The 14,832-nt window shown below is 72.9% G+C and carries 11 protein-coding genes and 1 pseudogene; 5 read left to right on the top strand and 7 right to left on the bottom strand.

Going from position 1 to position 14,832, the window contains the following annotated elements; all coding sequences use genetic code 11:
- The first annotated feature begins 33 nt into the window (after positions 1-33).
- Positions 34-426: an SCO5389 family protein gene (locus tag OG792_RS24665; RefSeq protein WP_329102721.1), complete on the top strand. Its 393-nt coding sequence runs from the start codon at positions 34-36 to the stop codon at positions 424-426.
- Between the two features lie 186 nt (positions 427-612).
- Complete coding sequence (locus tag OG792_RS24660) at positions 613-2,070, top strand: extracellular catalytic domain type 1 short-chain-length polyhydroxyalkanoate depolymerase (RefSeq protein WP_329102718.1); 1,458 nt, start codon at positions 613-615, stop codon at positions 2,068-2,070.
- A gap of 51 nt (positions 2,071-2,121) precedes the next feature.
- Here OG792_RS24660 and OG792_RS24655 read toward each other — a convergent pair whose 3' ends face one another.
- From OG792_RS24655 to lpdA, 3 genes are all read right to left on the bottom strand, one after another.
- Positions 2,122-3,024, bottom strand: a complete 903-nt coding sequence (locus OG792_RS24655) for a TIGR01777 family oxidoreductase (RefSeq protein WP_329102717.1) — start codon at positions 3,022-3,024, stop codon at positions 2,122-2,124.
- 140 nt (positions 3,025-3,164) lie between these two features.
- Positions 3,165-4,961, bottom strand: coding sequence for a 2-oxoglutarate dehydrogenase, E2 component, dihydrolipoamide succinyltransferase (sucB, locus tag OG792_RS24650; RefSeq protein ID WP_329102714.1), 1,797 nt, complete (start codon positions 4,959-4,961; stop codon positions 3,165-3,167).
- 71 nt (positions 4,962-5,032) lie between these two features.
- Positions 5,033-6,421 (bottom strand): dihydrolipoyl dehydrogenase, encoded by a 1,389-nt coding sequence (lpdA, locus tag OG792_RS24645; RefSeq protein ID WP_329102712.1) that lies wholly within the window; start codon positions 6,419-6,421, stop codon positions 5,033-5,035.
- A gap of 226 nt (positions 6,422-6,647) precedes the next feature.
- Between lpdA and OG792_RS24640 the strand changes: the two genes are divergently transcribed.
- Entirely contained in the window at positions 6,648-6,974 is a 327-nt protein-coding gene (locus OG792_RS24640; protein ID WP_329102710.1) for a hypothetical protein, read from the top strand.
- Positions 6,975-7,031: 57 nt separating this feature from the next.
- On the opposite strand, the gene OG792_RS24635 is transcribed toward OG792_RS24640, so the two are convergent.
- The gene (locus OG792_RS24635; protein ID WP_329102707.1) at positions 7,032-8,612 is read right to left on the bottom strand and encodes a leucyl aminopeptidase; all 1,581 of its coding nucleotides are present in this window, start codon (positions 8,610-8,612) and stop codon (positions 7,032-7,034) included.
- Between the two features lie 185 nt (positions 8,613-8,797).
- Between OG792_RS24635 and gcvT the strand changes: the two genes are divergently transcribed.
- Positions 8,798-9,940 carry a glycine cleavage system aminomethyltransferase GcvT gene (gene gcvT / locus OG792_RS24630; protein WP_329102705.1) on the top strand — a complete coding sequence of 381 codons (1,143 nt, stop codon included), beginning with the start codon at positions 8,798-8,800 and terminating at the stop codon, positions 9,938-9,940.
- A 58-nt stretch (positions 9,941-9,998) separates the two neighbouring features.
- Here the strand turns inward: gcvT and OG792_RS24625 are convergent, their stop codons facing one another.
- The 3 genes and pseudogenes from OG792_RS24625 to OG792_RS24615 all read right to left on the bottom strand — a co-directional run.
- Positions 9,999-11,282: a DUF2314 domain-containing protein gene (locus tag OG792_RS24625; protein ID WP_329102703.1), complete on the bottom strand. Its 1,284-nt coding sequence runs from the start codon at positions 11,280-11,282 to the stop codon at positions 9,999-10,001.
- Positions 11,283-11,348: 66 nt separating this feature from the next.
- Complete coding sequence (locus OG792_RS24620; RefSeq protein ID WP_329102700.1) at positions 11,349-12,125, bottom strand: adenosylcobinamide-GDP ribazoletransferase; 777 nt, start codon at positions 12,123-12,125, stop codon at positions 11,349-11,351.
- 232 nt (positions 12,126-12,357) lie between these two features.
- Positions 12,358-14,304 (bottom strand): annotated as a pseudogene (locus tag OG792_RS24615) (bifunctional adenosylcobinamide kinase/adenosylcobinamide-phosphate guanylyltransferase); the annotation flags it as partial.
- Positions 14,305-14,631: 327 nt separating this feature from the next.
- Between OG792_RS24615 and OG792_RS24610 the strand changes: the two are divergent.
- Complete coding sequence (locus OG792_RS24610; RefSeq protein WP_329102696.1) at positions 14,632-14,832, top strand: hypothetical protein; 201 nt, start codon at positions 14,632-14,634, stop codon at positions 14,830-14,832.

The raw sequence follows: 14,832 nt of genomic DNA, 5'->3' as shown, positions 1-14,832 counted from the left end.
GACAACCAAAACCCCGTTACAGAAGGAGCAAGCATGTCCCTTGACGTTTCCGCCGCGCTGTTGGAGCGGGCCGAGGCCGGTCAGGTCGACGACGCCGAGTTCGTCGACTGTGTCCGTACCTCGCTGCCGTACGCCTGGACCGTGGTCTCGGATGTGGCCGCCCGGTCGGCGGACCCGACGGTCGAGTTCGCCGACCACGCGGTGCCGCCGCCGAGCGAGGCCGAGCGCGGTCAACTGCTGCGCGCCCTGGCCAGCGACGCCATCCGGGGTGGGCTGGAGCGCCACTTCGGAGTGAAGCTCGCGTTCCAGAACTGCCACCGGGTGGCCGCGTTCAAGCTCGGCGCGGTCGGCGGCGACACCTACCGGCGGTTCATCTCGCCGCTGGCCCAGGTACGCAACCAGTCGCCGGAACTGCGCGACTGCTGACGATGGACGGAAGGGCTCCCGGCCGGTGCTGCCGGGGGCCCTTCCGGTCGATGGGCGGCGGGAGGGGCACATGCCGGCATAGGTGAATATGTGACTGCCAACCATGTCATGGCGCCGTCATGCGGACGTAACGTCTCGGCAACTCGGGGGTGACTCAGTTCACAATTCATCGTCAGGAGACCGCCCGTGCGCCGCCGCCCAACAGCGCTACTCACCCGGATCGTCCGCGCCGCAGCCGTACCCGTGCTCGTCGCCGCGGCGGTCCTCACCGCAGCCGCACCCGCCCAGGCCGCCAGCCTCACCCAGGTCACCGGCTTCGGCAACAACCCCGGCAACCTCACCATGTACGCCTACCGCCCGGACGGTCTGCCGTCGAACGCGCCCCTGGTGGTGGCGCTGCACGGCTGCACCCAGGACGCGAACGGCTACTACACCAACTCCGGTTGGAAGAAGTTCGCCGACCAGTGGAAGTTCGCCGTCGTCTTCCCGCAGACCAGCGCCGCCAACGCCGCCAACGCCTGCTTCAACTGGTTCCTCACCGGCGACACCGCGCGGGGCCAGGGCGAGCCGGCCTCGATCAAGCAGATGATCGACTACTCGGTGGCCAACTACGGCACCAACCCGGCCCGCGTCTTCGTCACCGGCCTGTCCGCCGGCGGCGCGATGAGCGCGGCGATGCTCGCCACCTACCCCGACGTGTTCGCCGCCGGCTCGATCGCCGCCGGGCTGCCGTACCGCTGCGCCACCTCGCAGGTCAACGCGTACACCTGCATGTACGGCCCGGTCAGCAAGACCCCGCAGCAGTGGGGCGACCTGGTCCGCGCCGGCTACTCCGGCTACACCGGCCCCCGCCCCCGGGTGTCGATCTGGCACGGTCGCTCCGACGCGGTCGTCGTACCGGCCAACGGCACCGAACTACGCGACCAGTTCACCAACGTGGCCGGCGTCTCGCAGACCCCGACCAGCACCTCGTCACTGCCGGCCGGCACCACGATGGAGGTGTACGGCAACGACGCCGTCCGGCTCTACCAGGTCGCGAACATGGGCCACGGCACCCCGGTCGACCCGGGCACCGGAGCCGACCAGTGCGGCACCGCCGCCGCGTACTTCCTGGACACGATCTGCTCGGCGTACCGGGACGCGCTCTTCTTCGGCCTCGACGGCGGCTCCTCCGGTCCGGGCAACCCCGGTGAGCCGGGCGCGCCGGCCACCCCCGCCGGCCTCGCCGTCACCGGCACCACGGCCAGCGCGGCCTCGCTGAGCTGGGGCGCGGCGAGCGGGGCGAGCGGCTACCACGTCTACCGCAACGGCAGCCGGGTCACCACGACCGCGCTGGGCGGCACCGGCTACACCGACTCCGGCCTCACCGCCGGGACAACCTACTCGTACGCGGTCAGCGCGGTGAACTCCGCCGGCACCGAGAGCGCCCGTTCCGCCCCGGTCTCCGCGACCACCACCGGTGGCACCACGCCCCCGGTCTGCGTCACCGCCACCAACTACGCGCACGTGCAGGCCGGCCGCGCCTACCAGTCCGGCGGGTACGCGTACGCGAACGGCTCGGCCCAGCGGATGGGCCTCTACAACACCTTCTACACCTCGGCGCTGAAGCAGACCGGCCCGAACTACTGGGTGATCGGCTGCTGAACCCGGCACACCGACGACCGACCCGTTACCGGAACCCGAGCCGGTGGCGGGTCAGTCGTCGTGCAGCGCGGCCCGCAGCGCGGACGCCAGATCCGGATGCCGGTACGTGAACCCGGCCCGGGGCAGCACCCCGGGCAGCACCCGGGCGCTGCTCAGCGCCTCGGTCGCGAGCCCGCCCAGCAGGATCTTCAGGGCGAAGCCGGGAACCGGCATGACCGCCGGGCGGTGCAGCGCGGCGCCGAGCTCGCGGGTGAACTCGGTGTTGGTGACCGGGGCCGGACCCACCACGTTGACCGGTCCGGCAATGTCCTCGCGGCCCAACAGGAACTCCACCGCGGCCAGCCAGTCGGCCAGTGAGATCCACGGCATCCACTGCCGGCCACCGGCCAGCGGGCCGCCGATGCCGAGCCGGAACGGCAGCAGTTGCGGCTTGAGGAAACCGGCCTCCCGGTGCAGCGCATAGCCGGTACGCAGCCGGACCACGCGTACGCCGGCGTTCTCCGCCGGACCGGTCGCCGCCTCCCAGACCCGGCACATGTTGGCGAGGAAGCCGTCACCGGCCGGCGCGTCCTCGGAGACCGGCCGGTCGCCGGTGTCGCCGTACCAGCCGATGGCGGAGGCGTTCAGCAGCACCGCCGGCCGGTCGGCCGAGGGTAGGGCGGCGATCGTCTCGGCCAGCGTGCGGGTGGTGTCTACCCGGCTGGTCCGCAGCAGTTCGCGGTAGCGCTCGGTCCAGCGCTGGTCGCCGACTCCGGCGCCGGCCAGGTTCACCACCGCGTCGGTGCCGGCGACCGCCGTCGGGTCGAGCTGTCCGGCGGCCGGATGCCAGTGGACCTGGCCGGGGTTGCGGGCCGGATGGCGTACGAGTTGGACCACCTCGTGGCCGCCGGCCCGGAGTCGTTCGATCAGCCGACTGCCGAGGAAGCCGGACGCGCCGGCGGCAAGGATCCGCATGCGTCCATCCTGGCAGAGCCCCCGATGCCGGTACGGCGGGCAGCCCCCGGAAACCCGGACACCCGCCGGCTCGACGGTGCGGCTCCGTGCTCCCGGCGGGTGCCACAGAGGGGTCGGGGACCGTGTCGTGTGCGGCCGGGTCAGGCCAGTTCGGCCTCGAAGTTGCCGGCCTCCAGCCGCTCCTTCACCGCGCTGAGGAAGCGGGCGGCGTCGGCGCCGTCGACCAGTCGGTGGTCGTAGGAGAGCGCCAGGTAGACCATCGACCGGGGCGCGATCACCTCGCCCAGCTCCGGGTCGTTCAGCACGACCGCCCGCTTGACCACCGCACCGGTGCCCAGGATGGCCGCCTGCGGTGCCGGCACGATCGGGGTGTCGAACAGGGCCCCCCGGCTGCCGGTGTTGGTCACCGTGAAGGTGCCGCCCGAGAGTTCGTCCGGGCCGATCTTGTTGCCCCGGGTCCGCTCGGCGACGTCCGCGATCCGCCGGGCCAGGCCGGCGAGGTTGAGGTCACCGGCGTCCTTGATCACCGGTACGAGCAGGCCCTTTTCGGTGTCGACCGCGATGCCCAGGTTCTCGCTCGCCGGGTACGTGATGGTGCCCGCGTCCAGGTCGATCGACGCGTTCACCACCGGGTACGTCTTCAGCGCCTCCACCGCGGCGAGCGCGAAGAAGGGCAGGAAGGAGAGCTTGACGCCGTGCTTGGCCACGAAGTCGTTCTTGGCCTGCTGGCGCAACCGGGCGATCTTGGTGACGTCCACCTCGACCACGGTGGTGAGCTGCGCCGAACTTTGCAGCGACTCGAACATCCGCCGGGCGATGGTGATCCGGGTCCGGGTGAGCTTCTCGGTCCGGCCGCGCAGCGGGCTCGGCTCGGCCTTCGCCGGGGCCGGCTTCGCGGCTGCCGGAGCGGCAGCGGCCGGTGCCGGACGGGCCGCTGCGGCACGGGCCTTCTCCGCCGCCTCCAGCACGTCCTGCTTGCGGATCCTGCCGCCGACACCGGTGCCGGTGATCGTCGACAGGTCGACGCCCTGGTCGGTGGCGAGGCGACGGACCAGCGGGGTGACGTAGCTCGCCACGTCCTCGCCGTTGGTCGGCGGGGTCGCCGCCGGGGCCTGCTGCGCCGGGGCCGGCTGGGCCGCCCGCTCGGTCTGCACCGGCTTGGTGGACTGCTCGGTCTCGGCCGCCGGCGCGGCGTACGACGCACCGGAGACCGGCTCGGGCTCGGCCGCCGGGGCCGGTTCGGCCTTGGCGGGCTCCGGGGTCGGCTCGGGCTCCGGGGTCGCTGCGGGTGCCGCACCGGCCGTACCGATCACGGCGAGGTCGGCGCCGACCGGGGCGGTCTCGTCCTCGGCGACCTTGATCTCCAGCAGCGTGCCCGCCGCGGGGGAGGGGATCTCGGTGTCGACCTTGTCGGTGGAGACCTCAAGCAGCGGCTCGTCGGCCTCGACGGTGTCGCCGACCGCCTTCAGCCAGCGGGTGACGGTGCCCTCGGTGACGCTCTCGCCGAGGGCGGGCATCTTGAGTACGGTGCCGCCGCCGGTAGCCGGGGCGGTCGGTGCCGGTGCGGGCTCCGCCGCGGCCGGTTCCGGTGCCGGAGCGGCCGCCTGCTGCTGCGCGGCCGGCTCCTCCTCCTCGGCGGGTGCCTGCTGCGCGGGCGGGGCGGCCTGGGTGGTCGGGCCGCTGTCGCCGGCCGACTCGCCCTCACCGGAGATGACGGCGAGTTCGCTACCGACCTCGGCGGTCTCGTCCTCGCTCACCACGATCCGGGTCAACACGCCGGCCGCCGGGGAGGGGATCTCGGTGTCGACCTTGTCGGTCGACACTTCGAGCAGCGGCTCGTCGACCTCGACCCGGTCGCCCTCCTGCTTCAGCCAGCGCGTGACGGTGCCCTCGGTGACGCTCTCGCCGAGCCGGGGCATGGTGACCGATACCGGCATCTCTCAAGACTCCTTCGTGGCCTTGCGATGGTCACCCGGTTGCCGCCGGGTGTCGCGGAAGAACTGTGCTGTCAGGCGTGCGCGTGCAACGGCTTGCCGGCCAGGGCGAGGAACGCCTCGCCGAGGGCCTCGGTCTGGGTCGGGTGGGCGTGTACGAGCTGCGCCACCTCGGCCGGGTAGGCCTCCCAGTTGAAGATCAACTGAGCCTCGCCGACCAGTTCGCCGACCCGGGCGCCGACCATGTGGATGCCGACCACCGGACCGTCGGAGACCCGGACCAGCTTGACGAAGCCGGCCGTCTTGAGGATCTGGCTCTTGCCGTTGCCGCCGAGGTTGTAGTTGTACGTCGACACCTTGTCGGCGCCGTACTTCTCCTTGGCCTTCGCCTCGGTGAGCCCGACGGAGGCAAGCTCGGGGTCGGAGTAGGTGACCCTCGGGATGCCGTTCTCGTCGATCACGGCGGGGTTCAGCCCGGCGATCTCCTCCGCGACGAAGATGCCCTGCTGGAAACCCCGGTGGGCGAGTTGCAGACCGGGCACGATGTCACCCACGGCGAAGATGTTCGCCACGCCCGTACGCAGCCGCTCGTCGGTCAGTACGAAGCCCCGGTCGACCTTGACGCCCTGCTCCTCGTAACCGAGGTTGGCGGTGGTCGGGCCCCGGCCGACGGCGACCAGCAGCAGCTCGGCCTCGAAGGTCTCGCCGCCCTCGATGGTCGCCTTGACCCCGGTCTCGGTCCGCTCGACCTTCTCGAACCGCTTGCCGGTCTTGAAGTTGATGCCACGCTTGCGGAAGGCGCGCTCCAGGGCCTTCGAGGACTCCTCGTCCTCGGCGGCGACCAGTCGGGGCAGCGCCTCGATGATCGTCACGTCCACCCCGAACGAGCGCCACACGCTGGCGAACTCGACGCCGATCACGCCGCCGCCCAGCACGATCGCCGAGGCGGGGACCCGGTCGAGCACGAGGGCGTGGTCGCTGGTGATCACCCGCTCGCCGTCGATCTCCAGGCCGGGCAGGCTGCGGGCGTACGAGCCGCTGGCCAGGATGATGTTGCGGCCGGTGTAGCGGCGGCCGTCGACCTCGACGGTGTCCGGGCCGACCAGCTTGCCGTGCCCCTCCACGACGGTGATCTTCGCGCTCTTGATCAGGCCCTGGAGGCCCTTGTAGAGGCGGGAGATGACCCCGTCCTTGTAGGAGTTCACCCCGGACATGTCGATCCCGATCAGCTCGGCCTTGATGCCGAACTGCTCGGACTCACGGGTCTGGTCGGCGATCTCCGCAGCGTGCAGCAGCGCCTTCGTCGGGATGCAGCCGTTGTGCAGGCAGGTCCCACCGAGCTTGCCCTTTTCGATCAGCGCGACCGACAGGTCCAGCTGCGCGGCGCGCAGCGCCGCCGCGTACCCCCCGCTGCCACCGCCGAGAATGACGACATCGAAGGTTTCGCCGTTCGGCTCGCTCACAGTTAACTCCCAGGTCGCGTCGCTGCCACGAGGGCCATGCCAATGGAAACGGGCATTTCGTCCTCACCGGCCGTTGCATTCCGGCCGGATACCTTCTACCTGGGCCATCTTGTCACTTGCAGTCCCGCGCCGCGTAACTGAGGTGCCCAAGGACACGTCCGTTCCACGTACGCTTTGCCCAATCGCCGGGCACGGCCGGCACGGGCGGGCGGGAGGAGACGAGCGGGTGGCCTGGTTTCGGCGCCGCAAACAGGGCAGTAGCGCGGCAGGTGACCGTGTGGCGAATCGCGGGGATCTGGAGCACCTGGAGCAGTTCGTCAGGTCGAGGCGGGGCGTCGAGGCGTTTATCGAGCCGCGTACGACGGTGACCGAGACGACAGTGATGTTGATCGCGTACGACGGGGAGTGGACCCGGCGCCGGATCGACAGCCCCGAGGGCGCCCGGCGGTTCGCGCACAAGATGGCGATCCCGATCTACGACGTCCGGCTGGTCGGCTACCCGCAGCGGATGCGTGACTTCAACGAACGCCGCAAGCGGGGTGCGGGTGCCTGAGCACCAAGCGGATCGACCCCCGACCAGCGTGGTCGGGGGTCGGTTGACGCCGGTGGCTCAGTTGTCGGCGGCGATCTCCTCGACCAGGTGCAGCAGGGTCCGGACCGGCACCGCCGTCCCGCCCTTGGTCCAGTAACCGGTCGGCTCGCCCGAGTGGTAACTCGGCCCGGCGATGTCGATGTGCGCCCAGTCGACCCCGTCGGTGACGAACTCGCGCAGGAAGACACCACCCTGGAGCATGTGCCCCGCCCGGTCCATGCCCGCGTTGACCTGGGAGATGTCGGCGACGTCGGAATCCATGCCGGTGCGTACGTCCTCCGGCATCGGCATCGGCCAGGCCGGCTCGCCGACCGCGTTACCGGCGGTGCGTACCCGGTCGCAGAGCTCCGGCGTACCCATCACCCCGGCGACCCGCTTGCCCAGCGCGACCACCTGGCCGCCGGTCAGGGTGGAGGTCTCCAGCAGGTAGTCGCAGCCGTCCGCGCAGGCTCGGGCGATCGCGTCGCCCAGGATCATCCGGCCCTCGGCGTCGGTGTTGAGCACCTCGACCCGCTTGCCGTTGAACATGGTGACCACGTCACCGGGGCGGTAGGCGGTCGCCGACGGCATGTTCTCCGCCATCGGCAGGTACGCCTGCACCGACACGGCCGGCTTCAGCTCAGCGATGGCGAGCATGGTCGCGGCGACCGCCGCCGCGCCGGCCATGTCGGACTTCATCTCCCACATGCCCTGCGCCGGCTTGATCGAGACGCCGCCGGTGTCGAAGGTGATGCCCTTGCCGACCAGCGCGATCCGCTTCCCGTTCCCGGCCGGCGGCTGGTAGCTCAGCTTCACCAGCCGGGGCGGCGCGTCCGAGCCCTGCCCGACCGCGACGATGCCGCCGTAGCCGCCGGCCGCCAGCGCCTTCTCGTCCAGCACCTCGACGGTCAGTCCGGCCGCCTCGGCGGCGGCCACCACCGAGTCGGCGAACGACGGCGGGCGCAACTCGTTCGGGGCGGTGTTGACCCAGTCGCGGGTCCGGGCGACCGCCGAGGCGACCACGGTCGCGCGGGCGATCTCGGCGCGGGCGGCCGCGTCGGCGGCGTCCGGCACGTGCACCGAGATCTCCACCACCGGCGTACGGCGGGTCGGCTGCGGGCGGGTCTTGTAGCCGGCGAACCGGTAGCCGCCGATCAGCGCACCCTCGGCCACCGCGCGCAATGCGGCCGGGGCGTCCTCGTCGTCCGGCACCGGCAGGCTGAGCGCCACCCGGTCGGCGCCGGCCAGGGCCCGGATCGCGGACCCGGCGGCCCGACGCAGCGTCTCCGGTGCCGGGGCGGCACCGGTCGGTTCGGCACCCAGGCCGACGGCCACGACCAGCGGGGCGGTGACCGTACCGAGGGTGGCGAGCTTGATCACCTCGCCCTGGGCGCCGGTCGCGCCGAGCAGGGCCAGGGTCTCGGTCAGCCGTCCGTCGAAGGCGGCGGCGATGCTCTCCGCCCCGGTCGCCAGCAGCAGCGTGCCGGCGTACCCGCCGGGCCCCTCACCTCCGGTGTCCGCGGACCCGGTCTGGCTGTGCACGCCGATCACGAGAGCGTCGACGGCAAGCTCCGCGGGGTCGGTGTCGACCAGGCTGAGGGTGGTGCTGGGCGATGTCACTCGGCGTCTCCGGACGGGCTTGGCCGGCCGCGTTGTGCGCGGTCCGGCGACGAAGGTCTCCGGCGAACCTACCCGTCGGAGAGGGCGGCTGTCCCAGCGACTGTCGCCGAAGGGATTCCGTCGATGTTAATCACCAGGTCGAGCCCGGGTGAGCCAGGAGGGCGACCCCCGGTAAGTTGCCAACCATGACCGACCCGACCACGCCCGCCGCCGACGCGCTGCTCCGCTCGCCCCTGCACGAGCGGCACGCCGCGCTGGGCGCCAAGTTCGCCGCCTTCGGCGGCTGGTCCATGCCGCTGGAGTATGCCGGCGGCGGGGTGCTCAGGGAACACACCGCGGTCCGTGCGGCGGTCGGCGTGTTCGACGTCTCCCACCTGGGCAAAGCTCGGGTGACCGGCCCCGGCGCGGCCGACTTCGTCAACTCCTGCCTGAGCAACGACCTGGGCCGGATCGGCCCCGGCCGGGCCCAGTACACGCTCTGCTGCGACGAGGCCACCGGTGGCGTGGTCGACGACATCATCGCCTACCTGCACGGCGACGAGCACGTCTTCCTCATCCCGAACGCGGCCAACACCGCCGAGGTGGTGCGCCGGCTGCGGGCCGCCGCGCCGGCCGGCGTCACCGTCACCGACGAACACCGGGCGTACGCGGTCCTGGCGGTGCAGGGGCCGCGCTCGGCCGACCTGCTCACCGCACTCGGCCTGCCGACCGCGCACGACTACATGAGCTTCTCCACCGCCCCGCTCGCCGTTGGCGATGGTGAGCCGGTCGAACTGGTGGTCTGCCGGACCGGTTACACCGGCGAGCAGGGGTACGAGCTGGTCGTACCGGCCGCCGGGGCGACCGCGGTCTGGGACGCGCTCTTCGCCGCCGGTGAACCGTACGGGCTGCGGGCCTGCGGCCTGGCCGCACGGGACACGCTGCGTACGGAGATGGGCTACCCGCTGCACGGGCAGGACCTCTCCTTGGAGATCACTCCGGTGCAGGCCCGGTCCGGCTGGGCGGTCGGTTGGAACAAGCCGGCGTTCTGGGGGCGGGAGGCACTGCTCGCCGAGAAGGCGGCCGGCCCGAGCCGGCTGCTCTGGGGACTGGCCGCGCAGGACCGGGGCATCCCGCGCCCGGGGATGCGGGTCCTCGACGGCGACACCGGCGTCGGCACGGTCACCAGCGGTACCTTCTCGCCGACCAACAAGACCGGCATCGGGCTCGCCCTGCTGGACACCGCCGCCGGGCTGACCGAGGGCGCGACCGTGCAGGTCGACGTACGCGGTCGCCGCTCGGTGATGAGGGTGGTCCGCCCCCCGTTCGTGCAACCGTCGGTCCGCTGACCCGTCCGGTCGCCGCCGTCGGTCCGGCTCCGCCGCGCCGACGTCCGTCCCTACCCGCTCAGCTGCGTCGGCCGGAGTCGAGTACGGCCTGCGTCCAGCCGCCCTCGACCACCGTGCCCCGGTCCAGTAGCGCCCAGTCGACTACGTCGGCGATCGCTATCACGACCGGGGCGCCGATCCGTACCGCCGGGTCGGCGACCGCGTCACAGGCACTGGTGCCGTAAATCTGCTCCGGCCGGTGCCAGGAGTCCACGCCGGCCCAGACGTACTCGGGGCCCTCGGCGGTGACCAGGCCGTACTTGATCAGCAGTTGCAGGTCCCCGGCCAGCAGGCCGCCGACGTACCGCTCCCGGACGCCGGACAGGCCGGCGCGGGCGGTGGCGACGGCCCGCGCCATCGCGTCGTCGCTGCGGTCGTAGCGCAGGTCGGAGCGCGGGGCGCCGAACAGGGTGGTGCAGACCCCGGCGAAGTAGCGGCTGGCGGTGCCCGGGTGGCCGATCGGCGGCAGCAGGGTCAGGAACGAGTCGGCCTCGGGGTCGGTGGCCGGGTCGAGTTCCAGCCGCAGGGCGGCCGGGCCGGCGGCGTCGGACTGACGCGGATAGCCGTACGCGACCGCGATGTCGTGGTCGGTGACCGTGGTGACCACCGGCAGTTGCACGAACGCCGGCACCTCGACCCCGGACAGCCCGTCGGTCCAGGTACGCAGCAGTCGGCGGGCCACCCCGGTCATCACCGCGCCCCAGCCCCGGGTCAGGTGTCCCGGCACCTCCTGGGCCTGGAGTTCGAGCAGGCCGAACCGGCGCAGCCCCTTGGTGGTGAACCAGAGCCCGCCCTCGGCGGTCGAGTACGGCACCAGCACCCAGTCGACCAGCCGGACCCGCCCCTCGGCGTCCGGCAGTGACCGCAGGGCGGTGGCCGGGTCGAGGAACTGCAACCCGAACACGTCGACCAGGTCGCCGCCGACCGCGTCGGCCATCGCCGCGCCGACCGCCCGCGCTGCCCACTCGTGTGCCGGCGGCCAGCCCGGCCGGTAGCTCGCCTGGACCACCACCAGGCTGTTCGCGTCGGCCAGCCGGGTGAGTTGTTCGTCGGAGGCGCCGAACGCGGTGAGCAGGTCCGGCGGCAGCTGCGGGAACTCCGACACCGGCCGCAGGTCGACCGTCATCAGCGGGCTGTCCAGCATCTGCCGGGTGAGGTCGTGGACCAGTTCGGTGACCCGGTCGCCGAGCGCCGCCATGGCCTGCGCCGGGGTCAGCTCGGGCGGGGTCGAGACCGGCACCAGGTAGGTCGCGGTGAGCGACTCCGGCACCGGCAAGGGCAGGAAATCGTCCGTGATGATCATGACGGGCCCCGCTCGACGGAAGTAGTGATTCTCTTTCGCGAACGCTACCGAAGATGACCGGCCGGATCAGCCGGTCAGCACCAGACCGAGGTAGACGAGCGTGGTGACCACCTCGACCTGGGCACCGAGCACGTCCCCGGTGATCCCGCCGAACCGCCGTACCGTGTGTCGCAGCAGCACCAGCCCGGCGACCAGGGCGAGGCCGACCACGACCGGTCCCTGCCACGGGCGGCCCGGCACGGCCGCCACCGCCACGCCCGCGACGGCGGCCGTGGCCACCACCAGCGGCACCCACCCGACGGTCCCGGCGACCAGCGCGCCCAGCCCGTCCGGCCGGGCCGCCGGCACACCGCGCCGGCAGGCCCAGCTCACCGCCAGCCGCCCGGCCGCGCTCGCGGTGACCACGGCCGTCAGCAGCGCCGGCCAGTCGCGGTCCGGCAGCGCCGCGAGCGCGCCGACCTGGATCAGGAGTACGAGTACGAGCGCCGCCACCCCGAACGGCCCCACGTCGGGCTTCTTCATGATCTCCAGCGCCGCCGGCCCCGACCGGTACGAGCCGAGCGCGTCGACCGTGTCGGCGAGCCCGTCCAGGTGCAGTCCCCGGGTGAACAGCGCACCGGCGGCGACGGTCACCGCACCCGCGACCAGGACCGGGGCACCGGCACCGGTCGCGCCGAGCAGGATCGCGGCGAGCACCGCACCGAGCAGCACACCGGTGGCGGGGGCGAGCGCCATCGCGACCGCCGCCGACTCCCGGTCCACCCTGCCCGTACGCAGCGGCAGGGTGGTGAACGTGGTCAGCGCCAGCCGGGCGCCGGCCGGAATCCGGTGCTCAGACACCACGCGAGGCGCCGTCACCGGCCCGCGCGTCGTACCCGTCACCTCGCCCGTCGTACCCGTCACCTCGCCCGTCGTACCCGTCACCTCGCCCGTCGTACCCGTCACCTCGCCCGTCGTACCCGTCACCTCGCCCGTCGGGTCGGGGGGACCGGTCTGCGGTCCCGTCGGCCGGATCGGTCTCGTCGGCCGGTGTGGATTGTTCCTCCGGCGTGCCGGAGGGGAACCAGTCGGGCCGGGTCGGGCCGGGGCCCGCCGGTTCCGGCTCGTCGAACTCGCCGCCGTCGCCGGTGCCGTACCGAGCGGGCTCGTCCCCGCCCGTCCCGGGGTTGCCACCCCATTGGTCGGCACCCCACTGGTCGTCCCGCCCCGGCTGCTCGGTGGCGGCCGGCGACTCGTCCTGCTCCGCCTCCGCCCAGCCGCCGGGCGCCAGCGACGGGTGCCCGCCCACCGACCCGGCCAGGGTCAGCGCGGTACGCAGCAACGGCAGGGTGGCCAGCGCGGTCGCCCCCTCGCCCAGGTCGAGCTTCAGGTCCAGCAGCGGGGTCAGGCCGAGCACGTCGGCGGCGAGCCGGACCGCCGGGTGCCCACCGTGGTCGGGCAGCAGGCACCAGTGCCGGGACTGGCCGGCGAGATCGCGGGTGACCATCCCGGCCGCCACCCCGACCGGACCGTCGAGCAACACCGGGGTACGCCGGGCGGTCGCGCCGAGCAGGATGCCGGCCGCGATCGCCATGTCGCCCCCGCCGAGTTCGGCCAGGATGTCCTTTGGTCCGCGAGGGCTGCGCCGGCTGCGGTGCAGTGCGTCGCGTACGGTTCCGCAGCGGATCATCCAGGCGGCGTCGTCCACCTGGCCGCCGGGGCTGATCACCCGACCCAGCACGGCCGCCGGCTCGGCACCCGCGGTGGCGGCCAGTACGGCCGCGGTGGCGGCCTCGGTGCCGGCGCCGCAGGCGGCGATCACGATCACCTCGACCCCGTCGTCCACCGCCTCCTCGGCCAGCCGCCAGCCGTAACGCAGGGCCGACTCGACGGCCTCGGCGGTCAGCGCCGGCCCGTCCTCGATCGGGGCGGCGGTCGGCGCGTCCACCACCTGGAGGCTCGCGCCGACCTCGGCGGCCAGCCGGGCCAGCGGCCCCCGGCCGGCGCGCGCCTGGTCGGCCCGTCGACCGGACTCGCCGGGTACGGTCCCGGCGGCGGCGCCGCCGTCGTGGTCGCCGTGCAGCAGCAGTACGCGTACCGCCCGCCACGGGCGCGGGGTCGCGGTGCCCTGGGTGCCGGCGGCGAAACCGACCACCCGTTCGAGGTTGCCGAGCCCGGCACCGGGCAGGTCGAGCGTGGCGAGCCGGTCGATCGCCTGCGGGCCGGCGTACTCGTCGGGCATCGGCAGGTCCATGCCGGTCTGGATGACCAGTCCGGTGGCGACCATCGGCAGCATCATGGTCGGCGCGGTCCACGGTGAGCCGTCGACCGGTGCGGGCGGCTCCGGCTCCGGCAGGTGCGGCGTGAGTACGTCCGGCGAGGCGACCCTGCTCGCCACGTACGGCTCGGCCACCGGCTGTTCCACCGCGGCGGGGGTGGCCGGCGCGGTCCGGGTCGGGCCGGCCTGGCTGGGTACGACCACGTTCGGTTGCGCCGGGCCGGGCTTGAGCCAGGCGGGTTGCCCGGCCACCACCAGGACCACGCCGTCACAGACCTCGGCGACCGCCTGGTTCGTGGTGCCGAGCGCGTCGGTGAACGCCCGCCCGAGGGTCGACGTCGGCACCAGGGAGAGTCCGACCTCCGGGCTGACCAGCACCAGCCGGGCGGTGCAGTCGCGGATCGCGGCGACGAGTTCGGCGATCGTCGCGCGGTCGTCGGCGGGCTGGTGGACCGGGTCGAGCAGCACGGTCACCCAGCCGCCGAGGTCGTCGACGAGCAGCGTGTCGTCCGGCCCCGAGCCGGCGATCAGCTCGGCCAGCCGGGACGGGTCGCCGGCCGTCTCCTCGGTCGTCCAGCCTTCCGGCCGGCGCAGTTGGTGGGCCTCGATCCGGGCCGCCCACTCCGGGTCGTCCGGTTCCGCGCGGCGTGCCGTCGCGACATAACGGACAGCGCTTGTGTCGCGCACCAGCGACTCGGCGAACTCGGATTTGCCCGAGCGGATCCCGCCGAGCACGAGAACCGTGTTCCAACCCTCTACGGACATGCTCGTACCTTAGATCGCCCACCCACCTATCGACCCGCGAGGTGCCCCTCCCCACCCCCTCCCCACCCCCTCCCCACGCCCGCCTCACGCCCGCCCCACGCTCGCCCCACGCTCGCGATCTAGGGCAAATACGTGCTTGATGATCTCCAATCACCACCATATGCCCTAGATCGCGGGGCGATGTGGGGCGTGGGGGGCGTGGGGGGGTGGGGTTTGGGGGTGGGGGTGGGTGGGGTGGGGGGTCGGGGTGCGCGGGGGATCGAGGGGTGCTGTCGGACGGCTAGGCTGGCGGGGTCCGTCGGGGACATCGGTGAGGGGAGACGCGAGATGCCGTGGAGCTGGCGGTACGAGGGCACGGACGGCCAGGCGGTGAGCGGGCCGGACGAGACGTTCGGCAGCCAAGCCGACGCCGAGTCCTGGATCGGCCAGGCCTGGCGTGAGCTCTCAGCGGCCGGAGTCGCCACCGTGATCCTGCTGGAGGACGATCGGGTCGAGTACCGGATGAGCCTGCAACCGGTCGCCGAGTGA

This window comes from Micromonospora sp. NBC_01699, from assembly GCF_036250065.1.
Classification (GTDB): Bacteria; Actinomycetota; Actinomycetes; order Mycobacteriales; family Micromonosporaceae; genus Micromonospora_G.
The sequence above is the reverse complement of the archived record's forward strand: the minus strand, read 5'-3'. Positions and strand labels throughout refer to the sequence as shown.